Source organism: Butyrivibrio sp. AE2032 (genome assembly GCF_000702965.1).
On sequence record NZ_JNLF01000003.1, the window covers coordinates 2,225,416 to 2,249,688 of the forward strand.

A 24,273-nucleotide genomic window follows, 5' to 3' on the forward strand; every position below is an offset into this window, starting at 1 on the left:
ATGAAAAAGACAGGAAAGAGATTATTATCCATAGGACTGTCCATGGTGGTCAGCGCTGCAATCTTTATTTCTGCAGGAGTACAGGCATTTGCCTATACTGAGACTACAGGAACAGTATCCTCAGATAATGTTAAGGTAAGATCTTCAGCAAGCACAACAGCTTCACAGGTATCAAGCCTTAAGAACGGTGACAAGATTGACATTGTAGATGAGGCAACAGATGCTTCAGGTTATGTATGGTACAAGATCCGCGTAAACAAGAGCGAATACGGTTATGTAAGAAGTGATCTTGTTTCAAAGTCTGGTGGATCTTCATCAACATCATCTACTACAACAACTAACACAACACAGGCTAATGCAGCAGCTGCTTCACTTCCTGCTACAACTGTTACAGCAACAGAGACAAGAACCGGAACAACACTTGACAACGTTAATGTTCGTCAGGGCGCAGGAACAGCTTATGATGCAGTTGGAAAGGTTGCAAAGGGCGATACAGTAACTATTACAGGTGAGGCCACAGGTACAGATAACAAGACATGGTACCAGGTTAGCTTTGGAAATGATAAACAGGGCTTCATCAGAAGCGATCTTCTTCAGGTAAATGAAGCAGCTCCTGCTGAGAACACCGAGGGTGCAGAAGGCGGAGAAGGCGGAGAAGGCGAAGCAGTAGAAGGTGGCGAAGGCGAGGCTATGGAAGGCGGCGAGGAACAGCAGCAGGAGCAGTCTCAGGCCGGAAGCACAGTTACCAGCGAAGCCGGTGATGGCACATATTCACTCGTTTATATCACTGACGAAGAGGGTACAGGAATCTGGTACCTCTACGATAATGTTGAAGGATACAGAGTAAAGGTTAACGAGCTTATCGAGGCAGCAAAGAGCAGCGATGAGGTTAATAAGCTTGTAAAGACAAACAATAACTATAAAACAGTCCTTATTATTCTTGGAGTCGTTATTGCAGCTCTTATCGTAGGAGTTATTCTCCTGGCGCTTAAGCTTCGTGATTCTCTCTACTATGAGGATGAGGAAGAAGAGGAAGAGTATGATCGCTATTCTCAGTCATCCAGAAGAAGAGCTCGTGATGAGGAGGAAGAAGAGGAAGAGGAGCGTCCAAGAAGAAGACCTGCTTCCGAGGAGAGAACCGTAAGACCTGAAAGAGATGCTGAGAGACCTGTAAGATCAAGAAGAGATCAGGAATCTGAGGATAGGCCGGTAAGACAGCGCAGAGCTGAGTATGATGAGGAGAGAGCTCCAAGGAGAAATCCTGAGGAGAGACCTTCAAGACAGAGAGTAAGAGATGATGCAGAGGAAAGAGAAGAGCGTCCTGTAAGAAGATCTTCCTACAGAAATTCAGAGGCTGCTGCTCCTGCTCCTGAAGCACCAAGACGTAAGACAAGAAACTTCGTTGGAGATGAGGACGATTTTGAATTCGAGTTCCTTGATCTTGATGACGATAAATAAGAATTGTTTGCCACCACTAGTTTATAGTGGTGGCAATTTTTAAAAAGGGAGATTTATGAAGCTAATACGAAAGTTTATACCATATTACAAACCCTACATCGGAGTATTTCTTTTGGACCTCCTTTGTGCATCGATCCTTTCGGTTATTGACCTGGCGTTTCCGCAGTTTTTAAGGATACTCAGGGAAACCCTGTTTTTGGAAAGCCCGGAGGTTATTCTTTCAAGGCTCGGGGTGATAGCTCTTTTGCTGATCCTTATGTATGTGGTGAGATTCCTTTGCAGATATTATGTGACCTATCAGGGCCACATGATGGGTGCCAGGATGGAATCCGGTATGAGGAAAGAATTGTTTGACAGGTTCGAGGCCTTTTCTTTTTCCTATTATGACACGCATAATACCGGTGAGATGATGAGCAAGCTGGTGTCAGATCTTTTTGATATTTCTGAGCTGGCTCACCACGGTCCGGAAAATATATTTATTTCTGTGGTGAAGATTGTTGGCTCTTTTATTCTGCTGATGCGGATAAATGTTCCGATGACACTATGCCTGGTTGCTGTTGTGGCTTGTATGGCTGTCTTTTCTATCAGTCAGAACAGGCGCATGAGAGCTACATTCTCGGACAATCGAAAGAAGATTGCCGGGATCAATTCCTCACTTCAGGATACCCTTGGCGGAATCAGAGTTGTGAAGTCTTTTACCGGTGAGGATATAGAGGCAGAAAAGTTCAGCAAATCTAATCTGGCCTTCCTTGATTCCAAGCAGGCCAACTACCGTCAGATGGCACTTTTCTTTTCAGGAAACAATTTCTTTGAAGGGCTGATGTTTGTTACTGTTCTGGTGGCAGGTGGATTCTTTATTGCTAAGGGACAGCTTTCAGCAACTGATCTGGCTATCTATGCTCTTTACATCAACATTTTCATCAATCCGGTCAATGTGCTGGTGGAGTTTACAGAGCAGCTTCAAAAGGGCCTTGCAGGCTTTGAGAGGTTTATGGATGTAATGGAGACCATGCCTGAGATCGTGGATGATCCTGATGCGGGAGAACTTTCCGGTGTGACCGGTGTAATTGATTACAAGAATGTTTCCTTTTCTTATGAAAAGGAGGAGACTGTGCTTAAGGATATAAACCTGCATGTGGAGGCTGGAAAAAGCGTTGCTATTGTGGGACCTTCAGGCGGCGGAAAGACAACACTTTGTTCTCTGCTTCCAAGATTTTACGATGTTACCGGGGGACAGGTGCTCATTGACGGCACGGACATAAGGACTGTTACCCAGAAATCCCTTCGCTCCTTCATCGGTATCGTTCAGCAGGATGTATATCTTTTTAATGGTACGGTAAAAGATAATATTGCCTACGGAAGACCTGATGCAACCATGGAAGAGATTGTGGAAGCTGCTAAAAATGCAGATCTTCTGGGATTTATTGAGGCCCTTCCAAAGGGCTTTGATACAGAGGTTGGAGAGCGCGGAGCAAGGCTTTCCGGCGGACAGAAGCAAAGGATTGCTATAGCGAGAGTGTTCCTTAAGAACCCGCCTATTCTGATACTTGATGAGGCAACAAGTGCTCTGGATAATGAGAGTGAGAGATATATTCAGGAGAGCCTGGATCAGCTTGCTGTAGGAAGAACTACAATTACCATTGCCCACCGTTTGTCTACAATTCTTGGGGCAGACGAGATAATTGTTTTGGATGGTGATGGTATCAAGGAACGTGGAACTCACAAGGAGCTTATTAAGCAGGGAGGTCTTTATGAGAAATATTACAGGATGCAGCTTGGAACTGTGTAATAAGGGAAAACGCTCGGCTGGTAGATTTGGCATGCTGGGGGCTATTAGTCTGGCTGCACTTTTGGGACTTACGGGCTGCGGAAAGGCTGGTGCGCCTATCAATGTGAGTGATGATACAGCGATTGATTTGACAAGTGAGTCTGAGAATAGCACTTCTGCCTGGGGTGCTGCAAGCTCACTGCCCTTGAATGTGCTGGATGACAAGTACCGCACTACCTATGAGATCTTTGTGTACTCCTTTGCTGACAGCAATGGGGATGGAATTGGTGATCTTGACGGGGTAACACAAAAGCTTGATTACATCAATGACGGAGATGATACCACGGATACGGATCTTGGCTGTAATGAGATCTGGCTTATGCCTGTGGCGCCATCAACTACTTATCATAAGTATGATGTTTTGGATTATTGCGATATTGATCCTGAGTATGGAACCCTGGAGGATTTTGATGAGCTTGTAACTGCTTGCCACGACAGGGGCGTCCGGGTCATTGTGGATACGGTGTTTAATCATTCCTCAGATAAGCATCCCTGGTTTTTAGAGGCGGCAGAATATCTTAAGGATCACCCGGGGCTCCAGCCCGAAGATACAGATGCCTGGACAGCGGCTGTGGCTGAGTGCCCATATTTGGATTACTATGTTTATTCGCTAGAAAAGCTAGATGGCTATGAACCGCTTGAAGGAACAGATTATTTCTACGAAGCCAGATTCTGGTCTGGGATGCCTGATCTTAATCTGGATAGCGAAGCGCTTCGTGATGAACTTTCCAAGATAACTCAGTTCTGGATTGATCACGGTGTGGATGGATTCAGGCTTGATGCTACGACATCTTATTACACCGGAGAGGATGCTAAAAATATTGAGTTTATGACCTGGCTTAACGACACTGTTAAGGGTCAGAACCCTGATTCCTATCTTGTAGGAGAAGCCTGGACCAGCTCAGCAACATATTCAAAGTACTATGCAAGCGGAATTGACAGCTTTTTTGATTTCGACTTTGCCGGCAGTGAAGGCATTATTGCTGGCGTTGCCAGAGGAACCACTCCGGCTTCCAGATATGGTGAGGCTTTGGTAAAGAACCAGGAGCTTCTTGCCGGTGTCAGCGCAGATGCTATAGATGCACCCTTCTACACCAATCATGACATGGCAAGAAGTGCAGGTTATTACACCGGGAAAAACGCTGCAGATAAGCTTAAGCTGGCGCAAGCCCTGAATTTTCTTATGCCAGGTAATGCATTCATCTACTACGGTGAGGAGCTTGGAATGAAGGGCTCCGGCAAGGATGAGAACAAAAGGGCACCCATGTACTGGACTGCAGGTGTTGGCAGCTTGGATGCATCAGAAACAGCAGAAGCGGATCCGGGGGTATCTGCAACGTTGACTTGGCTGGAAGATGCTAAGGATGTGATGTGCAAGGGCCCGAAGGATATGGATAGTTTTAAGATGAAATACCCTGCCCTTGATGAACAGGCTAAGGATCCATACTCCATATACAATTACTGCAAGGCTGCAATCAAGCTCAGGAATCTTTATCCTGTCATAGCCCGAGGAAAGACAAAGACCCTTGAAGAGCTGTCAGACAAGGATGTATGCGCCTTCCTTCGCTACACAGATGAAGAGACAGCTAAAGGGTATCTGCAAAGCACCAAGGAAAATGCAGAATCTGCTGTAGCGGATGCGCCAAATGCTGTAAGCAAATTTGGACCTCTGGAACTTTTGATTCTGGTGAATACTTCTGGTGAAGAGAAGACAGTGGATATCAGCGCAGCTACTGATATGCAGAATCTGCACCTCACTTATCAGCTGAACACCTCCGAGGCTTTGAGCCAGCTCGATGGTGGCAGCCTTAACTTAGCGCCATATGGTGTAGTGGTTTTGGATTCAGAGAATTGATTGAATTGTAAAAAGGAAGCAGTTTTGGCGGAATAAACGCCAAGGGGTCACTAAGGCCAGCAAGCGAGCTTGCTGACCGGGACAACAGGCTGTTAATCTGTCACGGCGTCAAGGGCTGCCCGGGCGCTTGAGGAGCAGCGCCCAGCGTACTGTCCCTTGACCCCGCTCTCATTTTCTGAGGAGTCCTGGAAGCGCCCCTGGTGTAAAAACTTAGCGCTATATCGTAAACGCTACGTCCGATATCGAAAAAACTCATATACAGACGTAGTATATTCCTGTTTCTTAACGCAATATCGATATGGCTACGTCTCATACTACAAAAGCTTAGAAAAAGACGTAAGGAATTGCCGGTTTTTATCAACTTACTGATAATCACTACGTCCAATAATCCAAAAACAAAAATCCAGACGTAAGCAAAATTCCAGGTGATCGAAATATGAGAAAACACTCGGGAAACACCTATCCTTATCCTACATAGAGCTTTGGCGCGGGAGTGGAGTCAAGGGACCGTGGAATAAACCGGAGCACCCGGGAGCTATGATGGAAGACATTAGATTCATCGAATAAGGGGGCGAGGATTTATGCCGCGAAAGCCCTTGATGGAGCGACACGGGGAGAGCCTGAAGTGGGATCCAGCAAGAGAAGCTGGCTGGGCTTAGTTACAGATTGGCTTATAAACCTGAAAAACTGAACAAAGGTATTAATACTATGAAATACGATAATTACATCTTCGACCTCTACGGAACCCTGGTGGACATTCATACTGATGAGCACAACATAGTACTGTGGCGGAAGGTGGCAGGGTATATTAAAAGAGAATTTGGGGTGAGATACAAGCCTTCTGATCTTCGAAAGCGTTATAAGGAAATATATAAGGATGAAGTGAGAAAGCTTTCGGTTAAACTTAACTTGGAGCATCCGGAAATCCGCGTTTCCTGGGTTTGGGACAGACTTCTTGCTGAAGGGGCTGGTATTGACTGTGCCAGTGACAGAAACGGCAACAGGATAAACATCAGCAAAAACAGGAGACGAACCCAAAGCGGCCCCGAAGCCCTGACACCAAGGATACCAGCCTCTACCCCCAACGATGGCCCCATGGATGAGCCATCCCCGGAGATAGAAAAGCTCTGTATCTTCTTCAGAGAGACCTCGACAGATAAGATGAAGCTTTATCCCGGAACAGAACAGACTCTTCAAACGCTCAGGGACAGTGGTAAGAAGGTGTATCTCCTTTCCAATGCCCAGAGGTCTTTTACCTGGAAGGAAATACAGGAACTGGGGCTTGAGAAGTACTTTGATGATATCTTTATCTCTTCTGATAAAATGATCATGAAACCCCAGAGACAATTCATGGAAATGCTGATAGATAAACACGCCCTTGTCAGGGAAAAATGTGTTATGATAGGTAACGAAATCGGAAGCGATATGAAAATTGCTGCTGATTGCGAAATTGACGGTATATTTCTTAATACCTGCGGATATAGCGGGGAGAAGATTGAAAAGGATCTGGGAAAGCTCAATATCTCCATTGAAAATGATCATTTGCTGATAATATCGGATGGTGATATACGAAAGATACTATGAAATATTTTTTATTATATATAAAGCAAACACTTAGATTTGTGCTAAAGCCCCTGAGCTTTGTGCCGGCAATTATCATGATGTGCCTGATATTTGCCTTTTCCGGTCAGGATGCAGATGAGAGCTCACAGCTCAGCTATGAGGTGGGAGTCAAGGTTCTGACTATAGCAAATGAAACCTTTGACAGAGGATGGAGCATAAAACATATTGAGAATCTGTCCCTTAAGTCGCAGCACTATATTAGGAAGACTGCACATTTTACAGAGTACTTCCTGCTGGCAGTGACTGTGGCGTTTCCTCTGTATGTATATGGGGTAAGAGGATTGTTGCTGGTTTTTTCCGCAGGGACTTTCTGTATTTGCTATGCCTTTCTGGACGAGTATCATCAGTCCTTTATCGCAGGCAGATCTCCACAGAACAAGGATGTGCTAATAGATAGCTGTGGAGTAATGGTGGGTGTTATAGTTACAAGGATAGTTGGTTGGACCGGGAGGATGACCATTTTCAGGCCATTGTCCAATCGCAAAGTAAAAGAGTAAAAGGTAGTTTTGGGGTATGTTGAAGGTGTTTTTGGCGGAGGACGAGTTTGTCGTTCGCGAGGGTATAAAGAATAATATTGACTGGAATGCGCATGGATACGACTTCTGCGGAGAAGCTGGAGATGGCGAAATGGCGCTTTCCATGATTGAAAAGCTCCGTCCCGACATTTTGATCACTGATATCAAGATGCCATTCATGGATGGACTGTCTTTGAGCCGCATGGTCAAGGCTCAGTTTCCAGCAACGGAAATAATTCTTCTCACAGGCTATGAGGATTTTGAATATGCCAAGGAAGCCATAAAGATCGGTGTGGCTTCTTATCTTTCCAAGCCTATAAGTGGAGAGAATCTGTTAAAAGAGATCTCGGTGGTAGCAGAGCGTATTGAAGAGCGGAACCGGGAAAAAGAGATTGCCAGAAAATACCAGGAGGATATGAAGGAGAGAGCAGAGCTTTTAAAGCAGACCGTGGAAATGCTCTCTGATGTTCCCACCTCCTATGACAGGAATTCTAAGGAGGAAGAGAACTCTCAGGTTAATGAGGAAGTCCTCTCAGAGGTGGATCCTAAGCATATTGATAAAAAGAGGGTGAAGGAATTCCTTAGAATGAGGGATGAGAGCGAGGTTGAAGCATTCCTCGATGAATTCCTTCAGGGAATGGGAAAGAATGCCATCAGGTCCACAATGCTCCGTCAGTACCTCACCATGGATATCTATTTTTGCGTGGTGGATTTTGTTGAGAATGAATTGTGTCTTTCAAGGGCAGAGGCAGAGACTGAGATTCCCCCATCAGGAATGGTTTCTGATGAGAAGGCTGCCTATGAATATCTGGTTAACATCCTGAAAAGAGCTATCGCCCTTCGCAAAGAGAATTCCCAGGGAAAATACAGGGATGTTGTAAACGAAGTTATTGCTTATATTGACGAACATTACAGTGATGAGGAGCTTTCCCTTAACACTGTGGCTTCACATGTAAACTTTTCACCAAACCATTTGAGCGCAATCTTCAGACAGCAGACAGGACAGACCTTCATAAAGTTCCTTACGGATTACAGACTTGAGAAGGCTAAGGAACTCCTTGTCACAACTTCTAAAAAGAGCAATGAGATAGGTCTCATGGTGGGCTATAAGGATCCACATTATTTCTCATATCTTTTCAAAAAGACGGTAGGCTGCACCACTACCCAGTACAGAGGATACAAGCCTGTGGAGGGTGAGGCATGAGCGGCGAAGAGAGGGCGAGAAAAAAGAGAAACAAATCCCGTCTGGCCACTCAGATCCGTATATCTTATCTGGCGCTTCTTTTGCCAAACATCGTGTTCATGGTGTTTGCCTTCTACAATCTGTACCAGATCAGCGCCAGATACAATGAGATGCTGAACTCTGTTGTGGTGGCTTCAGAGTTCTCTCTGGACTTCAAAAACGACTTCGACTATGAGACTTATCTTCTTATAGTGGGCAATGTTACCCCTGAAAATTCCAATATCCCAACACTACTATCCGATGCCCGTGGCGTTGTTGACTCTCTTAAGGATGTCACTGACACTCAGGACAATAAAAAGAGACTTCTAAGTGTCGAAAAGTACCTGAATAACCTTGAAGGATACATCAGTAATATCCAGGAAAACTTAAACTATGACGACCGTTATGAAGCAAACATGCGCATCTGGGAGAATGACGTACAGATAGTGACATCTCTTTTGCAGGAGACCATCAACGAGTATATCTACTACGAAAACCGGCAGATCCAGATCGCACAGGCCCAGAACAGGCAGTTTTACCTTGATACCGTCAAGATTTCTGTGGCTATATTTGCCATTATCCTTGTGGCTATCGGTGTAGTATCCTTTGTCGGACCACTGTGGATCACAAGACCCATCGAGGAGCAGGTTACAAGGGAGCAGAAGGCCCTTAGAAAAGCTGAGTTTGAACTCCTTCAGGCTCAGATAAATCCTCACTTTCTATATAATACTTTGGATGCCATCGTATGGTCTGCGGAAGCAGGAAACCAGAAGCAGGTTGTAAAGATGGTAGGCTCTCTTTCAGAATTTTTCAGATCTTCTTTGAACAAGGGAAAAGAGACTGTTACCGTAAGGGAAGAATTGTCCCACGTAAGGAGCTACCTTGAGATCCAGCAGATCAGATATCAGGACATCTTAAGTTATGGCATTGATGTGCCGGAAAGTCTTTTTACTTATGGAATTCCCAAGATCACTGTACAGCCTGTGGTTGAGAATGCTCTTTATCACGGTATAAAGAACAGGCGAGGAGGGGGCAAGATAACTGTTTCCGGATACGAGGATGAAGACGATTACTACATTATCGTTGAGGATGACGGAATGGGTATGACCCAGGAGCGCCTTAAAGAAGTTACTGACAGCCTCTCCGGCAGTGGGAATGATGATGGAAAAATCTACGGACTCTACAATGTAAATGAGAGGATACGTCTTGAATATGGTGATGATTACGGCCTTAAGGTAGAGTCTGTCTATGGCGAGGGAAGTACAATAACCATCCATCTCCCGAAAAATTCAACCAAAATCGTAGAAAAATAAAACAAAGTTAAAACTAAATAAAAAAACCAACTTCTTTTCATTGTTTATTTTATGGTTTTTTTATAGATTTCTTCTAGAATTATAGACAGTAAGGAATGGTCCTTACAAATAATACATCTATTTTCTAGGAGGAAAGTTATGATGAAGAAAGCATTGGCAGTTCTTATGGCATCTGCAATGACACTTGGTCTCGTTGCATGCGGAAGCAGCGCTCCTGCATCTACAGGTTCAGCACCTGCAGCTTCAGGCGGAAAGATCAAGGTTGGTATCATCAACAATGATCCTAACGAGTCAGGTTATCGTACAGCTAACGATGCAGACCTTAAGGCAAAGTTCACTGAGGCAAACGGCTACGAAGCTTCTTTTGCTTACAGCTTGAAGAACGACGAGCAGATCCAGTACGCTCAGAACTTTATCCAGGATGAGGTTGATTACCTCCTTCTTTCAGCAGCTGACACAGCAGGCTGGGATTCAGTTCTTAAGGATGCACAGGCAGCAGGCGTAAAGGTTATCCTTTTCGACCGTACAATCGATGCAGATCCTTCACTCTATGAGGCTTCTATCGTTTCTGATATGGCTAAAGAAGGACAGACAGCTGTTGATTGGCTCGCTGGACAGAACCTTTCAGAGTACAACGTAATCCACATTCAGGGTGTTATGGGATCAGCTGCTCAGCAGGGAAGATCTGGCGCTCTTGATACAAAGGTTGCAGCAGAGTCTAACTGGAACATCGTTAAGCAGCAGACAGCTGAGTGGAACGCAGAGAAGGCACAGCAGATCGTTCAGTCTGTTATCGACGCTGGCACACCTTTCAACGTAATCTACGCTGAGAACGACGATATGGCTAAGGGTGCTGTAGCAGCACTTGATGCAGCTGGTATCTCTCACGGTGTTGGCAAGGACGTAGTAGTTATGGGATTTGACTGCAACAAGTGGGCACTTGAAGAGCTCCTTGCTCAGAACTGGAACTACGACGGACAGTGCAATCCTTTCCAGTCAAGCTACATCGATGACATCATCAAGAAGCTTGAGGCAGGCGAGACACTTTCACAGAAGACAATCATCATGGATGAGAAGGGCTTCGACGCTACAACAATCACACAGGATGATGTAGACAATTATGGTATCTGAGTGATATAGGGATTCAAAGTCACAAGGAGCTGTGCTTGCACAAAGCGCATTGTGACCTTGAAGACCGAACAGACATGAGGAAAAAAGACACGCGAGGAACGAGCGGGGCGATTTCCGAATGGCTGTGGGATTGCGAGAGCTGTAAAGCAGCGCAGCAATCCGTATATCACGGACTACATAGATCAATCAGGAGGCGCAGCGGCTTAGTCTGCTGCGTCTTTTTTAAAGGAATGGGGAACAGACGATGAACGAAAACGTTGTTTTACAAATGCGTGGCATCGATAAATCATTTCCCGGTGTCAAGGCTCTGCAGCATGTGGACTTCACTCTTAATAAAGGTGAGATCCATGCGCTCATGGGGGAGAACGGCGCGGGAAAGTCAACGCTTATAAAAGTTCTTACTGGTGTTTATGCTAAGGACAATGGAACCATTGAACTGGAGGGCAAGGGTGAAGTACAGATCCATTCACCTCAGGATGCTCAGAGGAATGGCATAAGCACTGTGTATCAGGAAATTACTCTTTGTCCAAATCTCACAGTTGCTGAGAATATGTTCATTGGAAGAGGAGAAGGAGCCTTTACAAACTGGAAGACCATGAATGCAGAGGCAGAAAAGCTTCTTCAGCGTCTGGATATTCCTGCGAAGGCTACCCAGCAGCTTTCAAACTGCTCCATCGCTGTTCAGCAGATGGTTGCCATAGCAAGAGCTGTGGATATGGACTGTAAGGTACTTATTCTGGATGAGCCTACATCCTCTCTGGACGAGCAGGAGGTTGAAAAGCTCTTTGGCCTTATGAGAGACCTTAAGGCTATGGGAGTAGGTATCATCTTTGTAACACACTTCCTTGATCAGGTTTATGAGGTGTGTGATAAGATCACTGTTCTTAGAGACGGACAGCTGGTCGGTGAATATGAGATCAAGGATCTTCCAAGAGTACAGCTTGTAGCCAAGATGCTTGGTAAGGAAATGGACGATCTTTCAGACATAAAGGGTGAGCAGGACGGCTACAAGGGAGCTGACGCTCAGGAAGTGGTATTTGAGGCAAAAGAGCTTGTTTCTGATGCAGGCATAAAGCCCTTTGATTTCCACATCAAAAAGGGTGAGGTTAACGGCTTCACAGGTCTTCTTGGTTCAGGACGAAGCGAGTGCGTAAGAGCTATCTTCGGAGCTGACCGTGTCCTTGGCGGTAAGGTAAAGGTTCATGGAAAAGAGGTTAAGATCAATAAACCTATAGATGCCATGAAGAATGGTATTGCTTACCTTCCGGAGGACAGAAAGGTTGATGGTATCATCGGAGATCTTTCAGTAAGAGATAACATCATTCTTGCTCTTCAGGTAATGACAGGATTCTTCAAACCATTCTCAAAGGCTAAAGCAAATGCCTTTGCAGATGAATACATCAAGAAGCTCAGCATCAAGACAGCTTCTGCAGACACACCAATCAAGTCACTTTCCGGTGGTAATCAGCAGAAGGTTATCCTTGCAAGATGGCTTCTGATGCATCCTGAGTATCTTATCCTTGATGAGCCTACAAGAGGTATCGACGTAGGAACCAAGGTAGATATCCAGAAGCTTGTTTTAGAGCTGGCTTCCGAGGGAATGAGCGTGACCTTCATCTCATCTGAGACAGACGAGATGCTTCGTACATGTTCAAGATTAGTAGTAATGCGCGATAGAAAAGTTGTCGGGGAACTTACAGGGGAAGATCTTACACAGAATAAGATCATGGCAACTATCGCAGGAGGAGAGTAAGGTATGTCTAATTCAAATAATAAATCGGCTGGGAGCTTCTTTAAGAAACTCACTTCCAATCAGCTCTTTATACCGCTTCTTGCTCTTGTGCTGTTGGCGGTAATAAACCTGGTAAATGATCCAAGCTTTTTCACAGTTTCAGTAGTAACTAACAATATGGGCAACAAGGTTTTTTCCGGAGCCCTTATAACAATCCTGGATTACGGCTCAGAGCTGGCTATTCTTGCAATTGGTATGACTCTTGTAACAGCAGCTTCAGGTGGACAGGATATTTCAGTAGGAGCAACAATCGCTATCGCAGGATCTGCTATGCTTAGAGTTCTTTGCGGTGGTAACTCAAGACCTGAGACAATTCAGGCACCTATCATAGTTGCTTTCCTGGTTGCATGTGTTGTTGGAATGCTTTGCGGAGCCTTCAACGGTATGCTGGTTTCAATCTTTAAGATCCAGCCTATGATCGCAACACTTATCCTGTTTACAGCAGGAAGATCCATAGCAGCATGGATCAACAACAATGAGCTTCCTATTGTTCCGGATCCTAAGTTCTCTTACTTTGGAGGATTTATCCCCGGGATACCGATTCCCACTACAGTATTCATAGTGGTTATCTGCATCATCATAATCGCTCTTGTTCTTAAGTTTACAAACCTTGGACTTTATACTCAGGCAGTTGGTATCAATGAGAGTTCTTCAAGACTTAATGGTATCAACCCAACCTTCATCAAGTTCCTGAGCTTTGTAATCCTTGGTCTTTGCGTAGCAGTTGCAGCACTTATCAAGGTAAGCCGTCTTTCAACTATCAACTACTCAGTTATCGCTAAAGATATTGAGATGGATGCCATCCTTGCTGTAGCGCTTGGCGGAAATGCTCTTTCAGGTGGTAAGTTCAATATGTGGGCTTCTATCATCGGAGCATATGTTATCCAGTTCCTTACAACAACACTTTATAAGTTCAATGTGCCTTCAGATGCACTTGCAGCCTATAAGGCTATTGTAGTTATCATCCTGGTTGTATTCTCAGCTCCTAAGGCAAGAGAATATATGGAGATGTTCGCAAAGAACTTAAAAAAGCTGACTCCGGCAGGAAAGGAGGCAGCATAAATGAAAGAGAAGAAAACAGGTATCTTCAGTAAGATGAATGATACAAGCCTTCTGCTTACCATCACTATTGTGATCTTTTTCCTGATGTACATTGGAGCTATCATTTTCCAGGGCGGTGGTTTTGCTAAGCCTCAGACCTTTTTCAATATCCTCAATGCCAATGCGGCTCTTATCATCACAGCCTGTGGCATGAGTATTGTAATGATCTCCGGTGGAATTGATATCTCTGTAGGTGGTGTTGTTGCTCTGGTTTCCATGAGCTGCGCTGTATACCTTGATAACCCTGCAAATCCGGATAAACCGGGTTCAATCCTTGGCTCAATCCTTATAGCTTTAGGCATTGGTATTGCCTTCGGTCTTGTTCAGGGATTCCTGGTTGCCTACCTTGATATCCAGCCTTTCATCGTATCCCTTGCAGGAATGTTCTTTGCAAGAGGTATGACTACCATTGTAAACACAGCACCTTTCAACGTTGCCAATCCAGAGTTTGTAACTCTTAAGGATACTCGTGTTAATGTTCCTTTCCTTGGTTCCTACAACAAGAAGGGTGTTTATGTACCGGCACATATTGAAATTGGTGTTATCGTAGCTCTTCTTCTTGTGGTATTATTGTTTGTGGTGCTCAGATGGACCAAGCTTGGAAGAAGCTTCTACGCAGTAGGTGGAAATAAGCAGAGTGCCCTTATGATGGGTATCAACGTTCAGAGGACCAAGTTCCTTTCACACCTTATCTGCTCGACTCTTGCAGGCATCGGAGGATATGTATATTTCCTTCATGTTGGTTCAGGCTCAGCAAGCCATGCTATGGGTATGGAAATGAATGCCATTGCTTCCTCCATCATCGGTGGAACAATGCTGACAGGTGGTGTTGGTAACCTTATCGGAACACTCTTCGGAGTTCTTTCCCTTAGTACCATCCAGAACATCGTTGCTTCTGCAGGACTTGATGAAGCATGGTGGACAGGTATCACAATTGCAGCAATGCTGTGCATCTTCCTTATCATTCAGAGCGTAGTAATGGCTCAGAAGAAGAAAGAGATAAAGGCTTAATGAAGAAATTAGTAAACATGATCTTTTCGCTGCTCCTTATCCTTGTTATTCTGGCAGGGTGTGGGAGCAGCGCTCCTTCTACGGAAGGTAAAGATAATACAGAAGAAACAACCAAAGCCGACGATATTATTTCCGTCGGCTTCTCTCAGTTGGGGGCAGAATCAGACTGGAGAAGTGCGAACACTGATTCAATGCTTGAGGCTTTTAGCGAGAGTGAGGGTTACTCCCTGATCTATAAGAACGGACAGCAAAAACAGGCAAATCAGATTACTGCCATTAGGACCTTTATCCAGCAGGAGGTCGACTACATAGTTCTTGCTCCTTCCACAGAGGACGGATGGGAAACAGTCCTTGGAGAAGCCAGAGAAGCTGGTATTCCGGTGATCCTTGTGGACAGACGTGTAAATGCAGCTGATAAAAACCTCTATTCATGCTGGGTCGGATCTGATTTTGAGCTTGAAGGAAAAAAGATGGCTTCCTGGATCAAGGCATATACAGAAGGCATAGGTGTTGAACCATCAGACCTTCATATGGTCAATATTCAGGGGAGCATGGGTTCAACTGCCCAGATCGGGAGAACAAGAGGTCTTGCCAATGCTGCCAGGGATAATGGATGGGACCTGATGGCGGAGATAAGCGGAGACTTTACAGAGACCAAGGGCAGAGAGGTCATGGCGGCTCTTCTTAAGCGCTTTGATAACATCAACGTGGTCTACTGCGAGAACGATAACATGGCCATCGGTGCCATTGATGCAATAGAAAGTGCAGGAAAGAAAGTGGGCTCCAACATTAAAAGGGGAGAGATCATGGTTGTTTCCTTTGATGGCGTCAATAAGACTGCTCTTGAGTACGCAAAGGAAGGCAAGATATCCTGCATCGCAGAATGCAATCCTCTTCACGGACCAAGAGTTAAAGCCCTTATTGAAAAGCTAAGGAATGGAGAAACTCCGGAGAAGTTCAACTATGTAGACGAAAACTTGTTCAGTTCCGTAAGCGGAGTTGATGAAGTGGTGGTTGACGGACAAACCTACAAGATAGAAAGGAATTATTAGGGATTCCTTTGGTTGACTAAATTGCGTTATAATATTGTTGTATAAGGAGAAGAGCCTATGACAACAGAAATGACGCAAAAAATCATAACATTAAGTGGACAGCAAATATATTCTTTGTTTACTTATCTATTTTCATCAATTGGTTTTGTGTTTCTTTTTAAGAAATGCGGTGTAAAAAAACGCTGGGCTTTTATCCCCATGGCCAGAGAGTATCACCTGGGGCTTTGTGCTGACAAGGAGAAGGATGGTCGTGGATATTGCATTATGGTGGGACTTCTCTTTGTGCTGGAGATATTGGCTGAGCTGTTTGAAAACCATACCAGGATCTATCTGTTTTTGAGCATTCCTATTATCGGACTTTTTGTGACGATAATGGTTTATCTGATGCGCATTTATCTGGGGCTGATCAAGGTCTTTGAGAGAAAAAAGCTCTGGATCATAGCGTTTCTTCTTTTGGAACCCTACACAGTTCTGTTGTGGGGACTTAATCCCAAATTTGTTCCAAGTAAGAAAATTGAAGATCTTTCCAAAGTCACCGTGGCTAAAGAAATCGGGAAGAAGCTGGTTACCGAAGAGGAAGGTCTTACTGTAAATATCCAGAAGAGATCTGTCATTGATTTCTTTAAAAGAAAGACTCTCCTTAAGGATATCCATCTGCATATTCCAAAGGGACACATGGTGCTCCTTCTTGGTGGTTCCGGAGCCGGAAAGACCACCTTTATCAATGCTGTTACCGGCTATGAGAAGGCAGATGCGACGATTACTCTTGATGATAAAGACATCTATGCGGATTACGATAAGATGAAGCATGACATAGGCTTTGTTCCTCAGCAGGATCTTGTAAGAGGAAACGATACGGTTATGATGACCATTTCAGATGCTGCACTTATGCGTCTTTCCAAGTATGCTTCTTCTATGGAGAAGGAGAACAGGATAGCCAGGATGCTTGATCAGTTCGGACTGGAGTCAGTAAAGTACAACCTGGTTGATAAACTCTCGGGAGGCCAGAGAAAGAGGCTTTCTATCGCTTTGGAGTTCATTTCTGACCCTACACTTTTTATTTTGGATGAACCTGATTCAGGACTGGACGGGGTTATGGCAAGAAGGCTCTTTGAGAGTCTCAGGGAGATTGCTGATGGAGGAAAGATCGTAGTAGTTATAACCCATACACCGGACAGAGTAATAGATCTTTTTGACGACGTCATTGTTCTTGCAAAGGATGCTTCCAGAACAGGAAGACTTGCCTGGTATGGCCCTGTAGATGAAGCTTATGAGTTCTTTGGAAAGTCCTCTATGGAGGAGATACTTCTTTCTGTCAATCAGAAGGATGAGGGCGGTGAAGGAAGAGCAGATGAGTTCGTGGAAAAATATGCTGACCGCGTGAAGGAAAAGGTGGGGTAACGGGATATGAATCAGGATAGTACCAGATATATAGGAAGAGTAGGACAGACCTTTGTTTACCTTGGAAAGCTCTTCAGGATGTTTCTTTTCCAAAGTGACTGGAAGGTTCTTCCAATGTCAGCCATAATTGCAGCCCTTGTGTCTTTTGCTGTGGGTGGAAATATTTTTAAGACTATGGAAGGAACCCTTATGGGGGCCTTCGCTCTTTCCTGTGTATGTGTATGGAATGGATTTTTTAATTCTATTCAGGTTATCGTCCGAGAGAGGGCTATCATTAAAAGAGAGCACAGAGCTGGAATGCATATCAGTTCCTATGTAGCTTCTCACATGGTCTATCAGGCTGTACTGTGTATACTTCAATCTGTGATCACCATCTGTGTATGCATGTTTATGGGAATGAAAATGCCCCAGGGAAGCCTTGTGACTCCATTTCCTCTGGTGGATTTTGGGCTGACACTGTTTTTTATCACATACTGCGCTGATATGCTGGCTCTTTTGATATCCTGTATAGCAAAGACCACAACAGCAGCAATGACAATCATGCCGTTCCTTCTCATTGTTGAGCTTTTGTTTTCCGGTTCTTTCTTCTCACTTCCGGAGGATGTGATGCCACTTACAAACTTAACTGCCACCAAGTGGGGACTTACGGCCATCTGCTCCCAGGGAGAGTACAATTCACTACCGATGGTTTCTGTTTGGAACAGTGCTTTAAAGATAAAGGACATGGAGGTTGAGGGTGAAAAGCCTCTGCTGGACACCTTTGTCTATCTGGAGGAGAATAATTACAGGGATGAGCTGTTGGAAAAATCAGGAGAACTGAACCAGAATCCGGAATTTGATTTTGACACCGGAATAGTGGTAAAATGCTGGTTGTGGCTTATAGGCTGGACGGCAGTCTATTTGATCATTTCAGTGATCATCCTGGAATTTATAGACCGGGATAAACGTTAAATCGGGCAAAAATAATAAAAAGCCCTTGACATCCGATTTGGGGTGTGATAAATTACATTAGTGTTTGAAAACAAAGCAGAGTATCCACTCTCACCCTGCGGCGAAGCCAGTAGCGGTTAATAACTTTTCAAATCCAAGCTTTTAAAGCGAGGATTCTGTGATTGAGTTTAGTGGATACATTTGCGGATGTATCCATTTTTTTATTCATTTTGGAGGGTAAAGCCATTAGCGAGTTATTTATTAACGAACAGATCAGAGCTAAAGAGGTACGTGTAATCGGTATTGAAGGGGATCAGCTTGGCGTTATGTCAATTCAGGATGCCAGGAAGATCGCAGATGACGAGGGTGTTGACCTCGTTATGATAGCTCCAACTGCTAAGCCACCTGTTTGCAGAGTAGTTGACTACGGTAAGTTCAAGTATGAGCAGCTTCGTAAAGAGAAGGAAGCTCGTAAGAAACAGAAGACTGTTGAGATCAAGGAGATCAGACTTTCTCCAAACATTGATACCAACGATCTTAACACAAAGGTAAATGCAGCAAAGAAGTTCCTTGAGAAAGGAAACAGAGTAAAGATCACACTTCGCTTCCGCGGACGTGAGATGGCTCACATGGGTGCCAGCGTACACATTCTTACAGACTTTGCTGAGGCACTTTCAGATGTTGCTGTTATTGAGAAGCAGCCAAAGGTTGAGGGACGTAGCATGACCATGTTCCTTACCGAAAAGAAAAACTGATTTTTAACCACATTGCTGGTTGAAGATAGATATTATCAGGATTGATGAAAAATACACCGGTCCGTATATCATTAGTAAATATTTAGAGTCATAGGAGGATTTAGTTATGCAGCAAAAGATGAAGACAAAGAGAGCTGCTGCCAAGAGATTTAAGGTTACTGGCACAGGCAAGCTCATGAGAAACAAAGCGTATAAGCGCCACATCTTAACAAAGAAGTCCACAAAGAGAAAGAGAAATCTTAGACATGCCGGACTTGTTGACGCTACAAATGTAAAGACAATGAAGAGCATCCTTCCTTACGCTTAATTCTTTAGGTTGGATAGTAGTTCGGTTATTTGATTATTTAGGAGGAATATTAAGATGGCAAGAGTAAAAGGCGCATTAAATGCCAAGAAGAAGCACAATAGAGTATTAAAGCTTGCAAAGGGCTACAGAGGAGCAAGATCTAAGCAGTACAGAGTTGCTAAGCAGTCTGTTATGAGAGCTCTTACTTCTGCATTTGCAGGTCGTAAGCAGAAGAAGAGAGATATGAGATCTCTTTGGATCACACGTATCAACGCAGCAGCTAGAATCAATGGTCTTTCATACAGCAACATGATGCATGGTCTTAAGCTTGCAGGCGTAGATATCAACAGAAAGATGCTTGCTGAGCTTGCAGTAAATGATCCTGAGGGATTCAAGACACTTGCAGAGCTTGCAAAGGAAAAGATTGCATAAGAATTAGCAATAATTTTTAGTGGAAACTATTGTTGTAATGATAGTTTTTGAAGAGTAAAATTAAGGAGTCTGATATTATATCAGATTCCTTATTTTTTTATTACACGGAGGATAGTTTATGGCATTTGAGAATTTGGAACCCAGAGAGGTCTTCCACTTTTTTGAGGAGATATGTAATATTCCCCATGGTTCAGGGAATCTTCAACAGATAAGTGACTATCTTGTAAACTTTGCCAAAGAAAGAGGGCTTGAGTTTATACAGGATGAGAAACTGAACGTAATCATTAAGGCTCCCGGTACAGCAGGCTATGAGGATAAAGAGCCTGTGATCCTTCAGGGCCACATGGACATGGTAGCTGTTAAGGAAGCTGACAGCGATATAGATATGAAAAAGGATGGTCTTCGTATTACCACAGACGGAGAGTATGTTTGGGCTAAGGGCACCAGCCTTGGAGGCGACGACGGAATAGCAGTTGCTTATTGTTTAGCCCTTCTTGATTCAAAGGATATTCCTCATCCTCCGATGGAGGTTGTTATCACAACCGATGAAGAGACCGGAATGTTCGGAGCTTCCTTTATTGATCTGTCTAGCCTTAAGGGTAAGAAGATGATCAATATCGACAATGAGGAAGAGGGCGTGTTCATCACCAGCTGCGCCGGAGGTGCCAGAGTTTATTCAGAGCTTCTGGTTGGGAAAGCTGAAGTTGATGGCGTAAGAGCCAGTGTTAAGGTATCAGGACTTCTTGGTGGACACTCCGGTGAGATGATCATAAAGGGAAGAGGTAATGCAAACCATATTCTGGCGAGAGCTCTTTTGGAAGCAATGGAGTGCTCAGACCTGCATATCGTTGATATCAAGGGCGGAGTTGCCGATAATGCCATTCCTTTTGAAGCAGAAGCTGAGGTAATGGTAGATAGTAAGGATTTTGAGGCCTTTGCTCACAGTATCGAAGCTACTGCTAAAGACGTGCTGGGAGAGCTTGAGGTAAAAGATCCCGGCGTCAAAATAACAGTAAATGATAATGGACGAAAGAACGAAGAAGGCGTTCTTTCCGTTATCACAGAGGATACAAGAAAAGTATTGTCTTTGATATGTGCAATGCCTGATGGGGTACAGACTATGAGCGCATCAGTTGAAGGGCTTGTGGAGACATCTTTGAACCTTGGAATCCTTAAGTTTGAAGGTGACAGAGTTACTTTAGAGCATTCTGTAAGAAGCAGCGTAGAGTCTTCCAAGGAGCACCTTATTAGAAAGCTGTGTATCATCGCCAGAAGCTTTGGGGCAGTTGTCACAGTAAGTGGTGCTTATCCGGGATGGAAGTACAGAGAGCATTCAGTTCTTCGTGACCACATGGTAGAGGTATACGAAAAGCTCTACGGTAAAAAGCCGCAGTTGCAGGCTATTCATGCGGGGCTTGAGTGCGGACTCTTAAGTGACAAGATAGATGATCTGGACTGCATTTCAATCGGACCGGATATGCAGGACATCCATTCAACAAAGGAGAAGCTGTCAGTTAAGTCAACCGCCAATGTGTGGGAGTACTTAAAGGCTGTACTTAAATAAAAAAGCCAGGAGGGGCGTTACATGGAAAACATTAAGCAGACCATAATGGATTCTGTGATCAACCAGTTCAATCAGAAGGGCATGAAGTTCACCATGGATGATATATCCAAGGAGCTTCACATCAGCAAGAAGACCATATATAAAGAGTTTAACGATAAGGACGAGCTCTTTTACGCAACAGTAGATTATGGTTTTTCCAATATCAAAAAGAAAGAGGCTGAGATCCTTCAGGACAAGTCTTTGGATCTTATGGATAAGATTGCAAGGGTTATTGTCTGTCTTCCTGATAACTACAGAAATATCGATTTCAGAAGAGTATATCAGCTTAGAGAAAAGCACCCTATGGTCTACAGAAGGATTGCAACCAGGATTGAGAGTGACTGGGAAGAGACAGAAAAGCTCCTTCATACGGCTATAGATCAGGGGCTTATAAGAGACGACATAGATATTGCCATTTTGAAGCTCACGATTGAAGGTGCAATAGAGAAGTTCCTTACATCTGAGGAACTGTCAAAGACTAACGTAAGCTATGAAGAGTCCCTGAACAACATGATCGATATCATCATTAACGGTATCAGGAAATAACCACTTTTTGGAGGATAAACATTAATGATCTACGCTGATGGAAATATATTTCTTTTGCAGACTAAAAACACATCCTATTTGTTCAGAAAGCTTGAAACCGGGCATCTGGAGCACCTTCATTTTGGAGGATCTCTTTTCTCTGAAAAGAAATATGAAAGTATGAAGGACGAGGTTGACCTGGAGGCTAAGGACAAGGAACTGATTGAGAAGACCGTCCTTGCTGTGGCACCAAAGCATTACTATGGCGGCGGAAATATGAATTACTACGATGATGCCCACAGTGCCCTCTGTCTTGAGATGATGGGACTTGAGATGAGTTCCTTTGGAAAGGGTGATATCAGAGAGCCTATGGTTGAGCTGGTTTACCCTGATGGCTCTGCTACAGTGGATTTCCTTTTCTACGACTATGAGGTGAGAAAGGGAAAAAGAGCTTTAGAGACCCTTCCATCTTCTTACGATGATAAGGATGAAGCCCAGCAGCTTATTGTTAAGCTTACAGATAAAGAGTATGAGACAAGGCTTGACCTTATTTATACCGTATTCCCTGACTGCGACGTGATCACAAGAAGCGCAGTTATTTATAATGACTCAGATAAGCCGGTAAAGGTTGAAAGGCTTCTTAGCACCTCTATTGATATCTATGAGACAGGACTTAAGCTCACATCCTTCCACGGAAGATGGGCTTATGAGATGGGAAAGACTGAGTCTGTCTGCAAGGCAGGTAAGGTGGTTTCAGAAGAACTTGCTGCCGGTGAGTCGGGCTCAAGATCCAATCCTTTTGTTATTGTGAGTGAAGAAGGTACAGATGAGGATCACGGTAACTGTATCGGCTTTAACCTTGTTTACAGTGGCAACCACTATGAGGCTCTTTCCTCAAATGGCTGCAGCATAAGCAGATTTGTTTCCGGAATCCAGCCTGTTGGCTTTGAGTGGATCCTTGAAAAGGGCGAAAGCTTTGAAGCCCCTGAGGCTGTCATGGCATATTCCTCAAAAGGCTTTAACGGAATGAGCCACAACATGCATGAATTTGTCAGAAAGCACATTGTAAGAGGAACCTGGAGGGATAAGGTTCGTCCTATCCTCATTAACAGCTGGGAGGCCAATTACTTTAACTTTACCCAGGGGTCACTTCTAAACCTTGCTAAAGAGGCAAAGAAGTGTGGAATAGAGATGTTCGTCATGGATGACGGATGGTTTGGTGAGCGCAATGATGACCACAGATCCCTTGGAGACTGGTATGAGAATAAGAAAAAACTCCCCGGAGGCATAAAAGAGCTTGCTGATAAGATCACAGATCTTGGTCTTTTATTTGGAATCTGGGTTGAGCCTGAGATGGTAAATGAGAACTCTGATCTTTACAGAGCTCATCCTGAATGGGCGGTTCATGTTCCCGGACATGCACATACCAAGGGAAGAAATCAGATGAACCTGGATCTTTCAAGGAGGGATGTTCAGGACTATATCATTGAAGCCATGAAAAAGGTCTTTTCCGCAGGGAAGGTATCCTACGTTAAGTGGGATATGAACAGGATATTCTCTGACAGATTTTCTGTAGAGCTTACGGCAGAAAGGCAGGGAGAGTTCCAGCATAGATATTATCTTGGTCTTTACAGGGTAATGGATGAGCTCACAAAGAGCTTCCCGGATATTCTCTTTGAGGGATGTTCAGCAGGTGGAAACAGGTTTGACCTTGGTATCCTTTCCTACTTCCCTCAGATCTGGGCAAGTGATGATACGGATGCCTTCTGCAGACTGGATATCCAGAGAGGCTATAGCTACGGATATCCTACAAGTACTACAGGAGCTCATGTGTCTGCATGCCCGAACCATCAGACCCTCAATAATATCTCTCTGGAGTCAAGGTTTGAGATTGCAGCTTCAGGATGCTTTGGATATGAGCTTAATCTCTGCGAGATGAGTGATGCTGATAAGAAGGTTATTTCCGGGCAGGTAGAGTACTACAAGAACTGGAGAGAGGTATTCCAGTTTGGCGATTATTACAGACTGCCTGATGACGGATACATGCTGGTTTCCCGTGATAAGAAGAGGGCTGTTGCCTTTATTGTTGAGAGAAAAGCTACACCAAACAATGACTACAAATGTATAAGAGCAACAGGACTGTCAGAGGACGGAGTTTATGAGGTGTCAAACAGAATGGTGCCACTTAGGGCCAAGGACTTTGGAACTCTTATAAATGCTGTGGCTCCGGTTCATGTTAAGCAGGATGGAGTCATTCATAATCTTATAGACAAGTTTGCAAATGTCAGCAGCGAAGCACAGAAGGATACTGCTATCGGAGCAGCTCTTATGACAAGAGGACTTTCTTTAAATGCTTCCTTTGCAGGAACCGGACACAATGAAAATGTCAGGATCATGAGAACAGGCGACACAAGACTATATATGTTTGAAGAGGTATAAG

General features: G+C 44.2%; 20 protein-coding genes. All 20 read left to right on the top strand.

All coding sequences use genetic code 11. From position 1 onward, the window contains the following. The 20 genes from BO18_RS11775 to BO18_RS11870 all read left to right on the top strand — a co-directional run bounded on the left by BO18_RS11775 (position 1) and on the right by BO18_RS11870 (position 24,272). The gene (locus tag BO18_RS11775) at positions 1-1,458 is read left to right on the top strand and encodes an SH3 domain-containing protein (protein WP_034446398.1); all 1,458 of its coding nucleotides are present in this window, start codon (positions 1-3) and stop codon (positions 1,456-1,458) included. 55 nt (positions 1,459-1,513) lie between these two features. Then, positions 1,514-3,247, top strand: a complete 1,734-nt coding sequence (locus tag BO18_RS11780) for an ABC transporter ATP-binding protein (RefSeq protein ID WP_034446399.1) — start codon at positions 1,514-1,516, stop codon at positions 3,245-3,247. After that, positions 3,210-5,141 (top strand): alpha-amylase family glycosyl hydrolase, encoded by a 1,932-nt coding sequence (locus BO18_RS11785; RefSeq protein WP_051688680.1) that lies wholly within the window; start codon positions 3,210-3,212, stop codon positions 5,139-5,141. Before BO18_RS11780 ends, BO18_RS11785 begins: the two co-directional genes overlap by 38 nt. A 708-nt stretch (positions 5,142-5,849) precedes the next feature. After that, entirely contained in the window at positions 5,850-6,725 is an 876-nt protein-coding gene (locus BO18_RS11790; protein ID WP_185752412.1) for an HAD family hydrolase, read from the top strand. Further along, a complete protein-coding gene (locus BO18_RS11795) occupies positions 6,722-7,261 on the top strand; it encodes a VanZ family protein (RefSeq protein ID WP_051688681.1) in 540 nt (179 codons plus the stop codon). The genes BO18_RS11790 and BO18_RS11795 overlap by 4 nt, the downstream gene beginning before the upstream one ends. A gap of 16 nt (positions 7,262-7,277) precedes the next feature. After that, entirely contained in the window at positions 7,278-8,483 is a 1,206-nt protein-coding gene (locus BO18_RS11800) for a response regulator (protein WP_034446401.1), read from the top strand. Further along, entirely contained in the window at positions 8,480-9,814 is a 1,335-nt protein-coding gene (locus tag BO18_RS11805; RefSeq protein WP_034446403.1) for a sensor histidine kinase, read from the top strand. Before BO18_RS11800 ends, BO18_RS11805 begins: the two co-directional genes overlap by 4 nt. A gap of 138 nt (positions 9,815-9,952) precedes the next feature. Next, on the top strand, positions 9,953-10,945 hold the full coding sequence (locus BO18_RS11810; RefSeq protein ID WP_034446405.1) for an ABC transporter substrate-binding protein: 993 nt from the start codon (positions 9,953-9,955) through the stop codon (positions 10,943-10,945). Positions 10,946-11,189: 244 nt separating this feature from the next. Next, positions 11,190-12,698 carry a sugar ABC transporter ATP-binding protein gene (locus tag BO18_RS11815; RefSeq protein ID WP_034446406.1) on the top strand — a complete coding sequence of 503 codons (1,509 nt, stop codon included), beginning with the start codon at positions 11,190-11,192 and terminating at the stop codon, positions 12,696-12,698. Between the two features lie 3 nt (positions 12,699-12,701). Next, positions 12,702-13,799 carry an ABC transporter permease gene (locus BO18_RS11820; RefSeq protein ID WP_034446407.1) on the top strand — a complete coding sequence of 366 codons (1,098 nt, stop codon included), beginning with the start codon at positions 12,702-12,704 and terminating at the stop codon, positions 13,797-13,799. Continuing rightward, complete coding sequence (locus BO18_RS11825; protein WP_034446408.1) at positions 13,800-14,849, top strand: ABC transporter permease subunit; 1,050 nt, start codon at positions 13,800-13,802, stop codon at positions 14,847-14,849. Beyond that, on the top strand, positions 14,849-15,901 hold the full coding sequence (locus BO18_RS11830) for an ABC transporter substrate-binding protein (RefSeq protein ID WP_034446409.1): 1,053 nt from the start codon (positions 14,849-14,851) through the stop codon (positions 15,899-15,901). Before BO18_RS11825 ends, BO18_RS11830 begins: the two co-directional genes overlap by 1 nt. A 57-nt stretch (positions 15,902-15,958) precedes the next feature. Further along, a complete protein-coding gene (locus tag BO18_RS11835) occupies positions 15,959-17,302 on the top strand; it encodes an ATP-binding cassette domain-containing protein (protein WP_242856556.1) in 1,344 nt (447 codons plus the stop codon). Between the two features lie 6 nt (positions 17,303-17,308). Continuing rightward, positions 17,309-18,253 (top strand): ABC transporter permease, encoded by a 945-nt coding sequence (locus BO18_RS11840; protein WP_034446411.1) that lies wholly within the window; start codon positions 17,309-17,311, stop codon positions 18,251-18,253. A 209-nt stretch (positions 18,254-18,462) separates the two neighbouring features. Next, positions 18,463-18,987, top strand: a complete 525-nt coding sequence (infC, locus tag BO18_RS11845) for a translation initiation factor IF-3 (RefSeq protein ID WP_334291225.1) — start codon at positions 18,463-18,465, stop codon at positions 18,985-18,987. Between the two features lie 106 nt (positions 18,988-19,093). Beyond that, on the top strand, positions 19,094-19,294 hold the full coding sequence (gene rpmI / locus BO18_RS11850) for a 50S ribosomal protein L35 (RefSeq protein WP_022777867.1): 201 nt from the start codon (positions 19,094-19,096) through the stop codon (positions 19,292-19,294). Positions 19,295-19,348: 54 nt separating this feature from the next. Continuing rightward, positions 19,349-19,705, top strand: coding sequence for a 50S ribosomal protein L20 (rplT, locus tag BO18_RS11855; protein ID WP_034446414.1), 357 nt, complete (start codon positions 19,349-19,351; stop codon positions 19,703-19,705). A gap of 118 nt (positions 19,706-19,823) precedes the next feature. Continuing rightward, positions 19,824-21,269 (top strand): aminoacyl-histidine dipeptidase, encoded by a 1,446-nt coding sequence (locus tag BO18_RS11860; protein ID WP_034446416.1) that lies wholly within the window; start codon positions 19,824-19,826, stop codon positions 21,267-21,269. A gap of 21 nt (positions 21,270-21,290) precedes the next feature. After that, positions 21,291-21,854 (top strand): TetR/AcrR family transcriptional regulator, encoded by a 564-nt coding sequence (locus tag BO18_RS11865; protein WP_034446417.1) that lies wholly within the window; start codon positions 21,291-21,293, stop codon positions 21,852-21,854. Between the two features lie 24 nt (positions 21,855-21,878). Beyond that, the gene (locus BO18_RS11870) at positions 21,879-24,272 is read left to right on the top strand and encodes an alpha-galactosidase (protein ID WP_034446418.1); all 2,394 of its coding nucleotides are present in this window, start codon (positions 21,879-21,881) and stop codon (positions 24,270-24,272) included. Position 24,273: the final 1 nt, after the last annotated feature.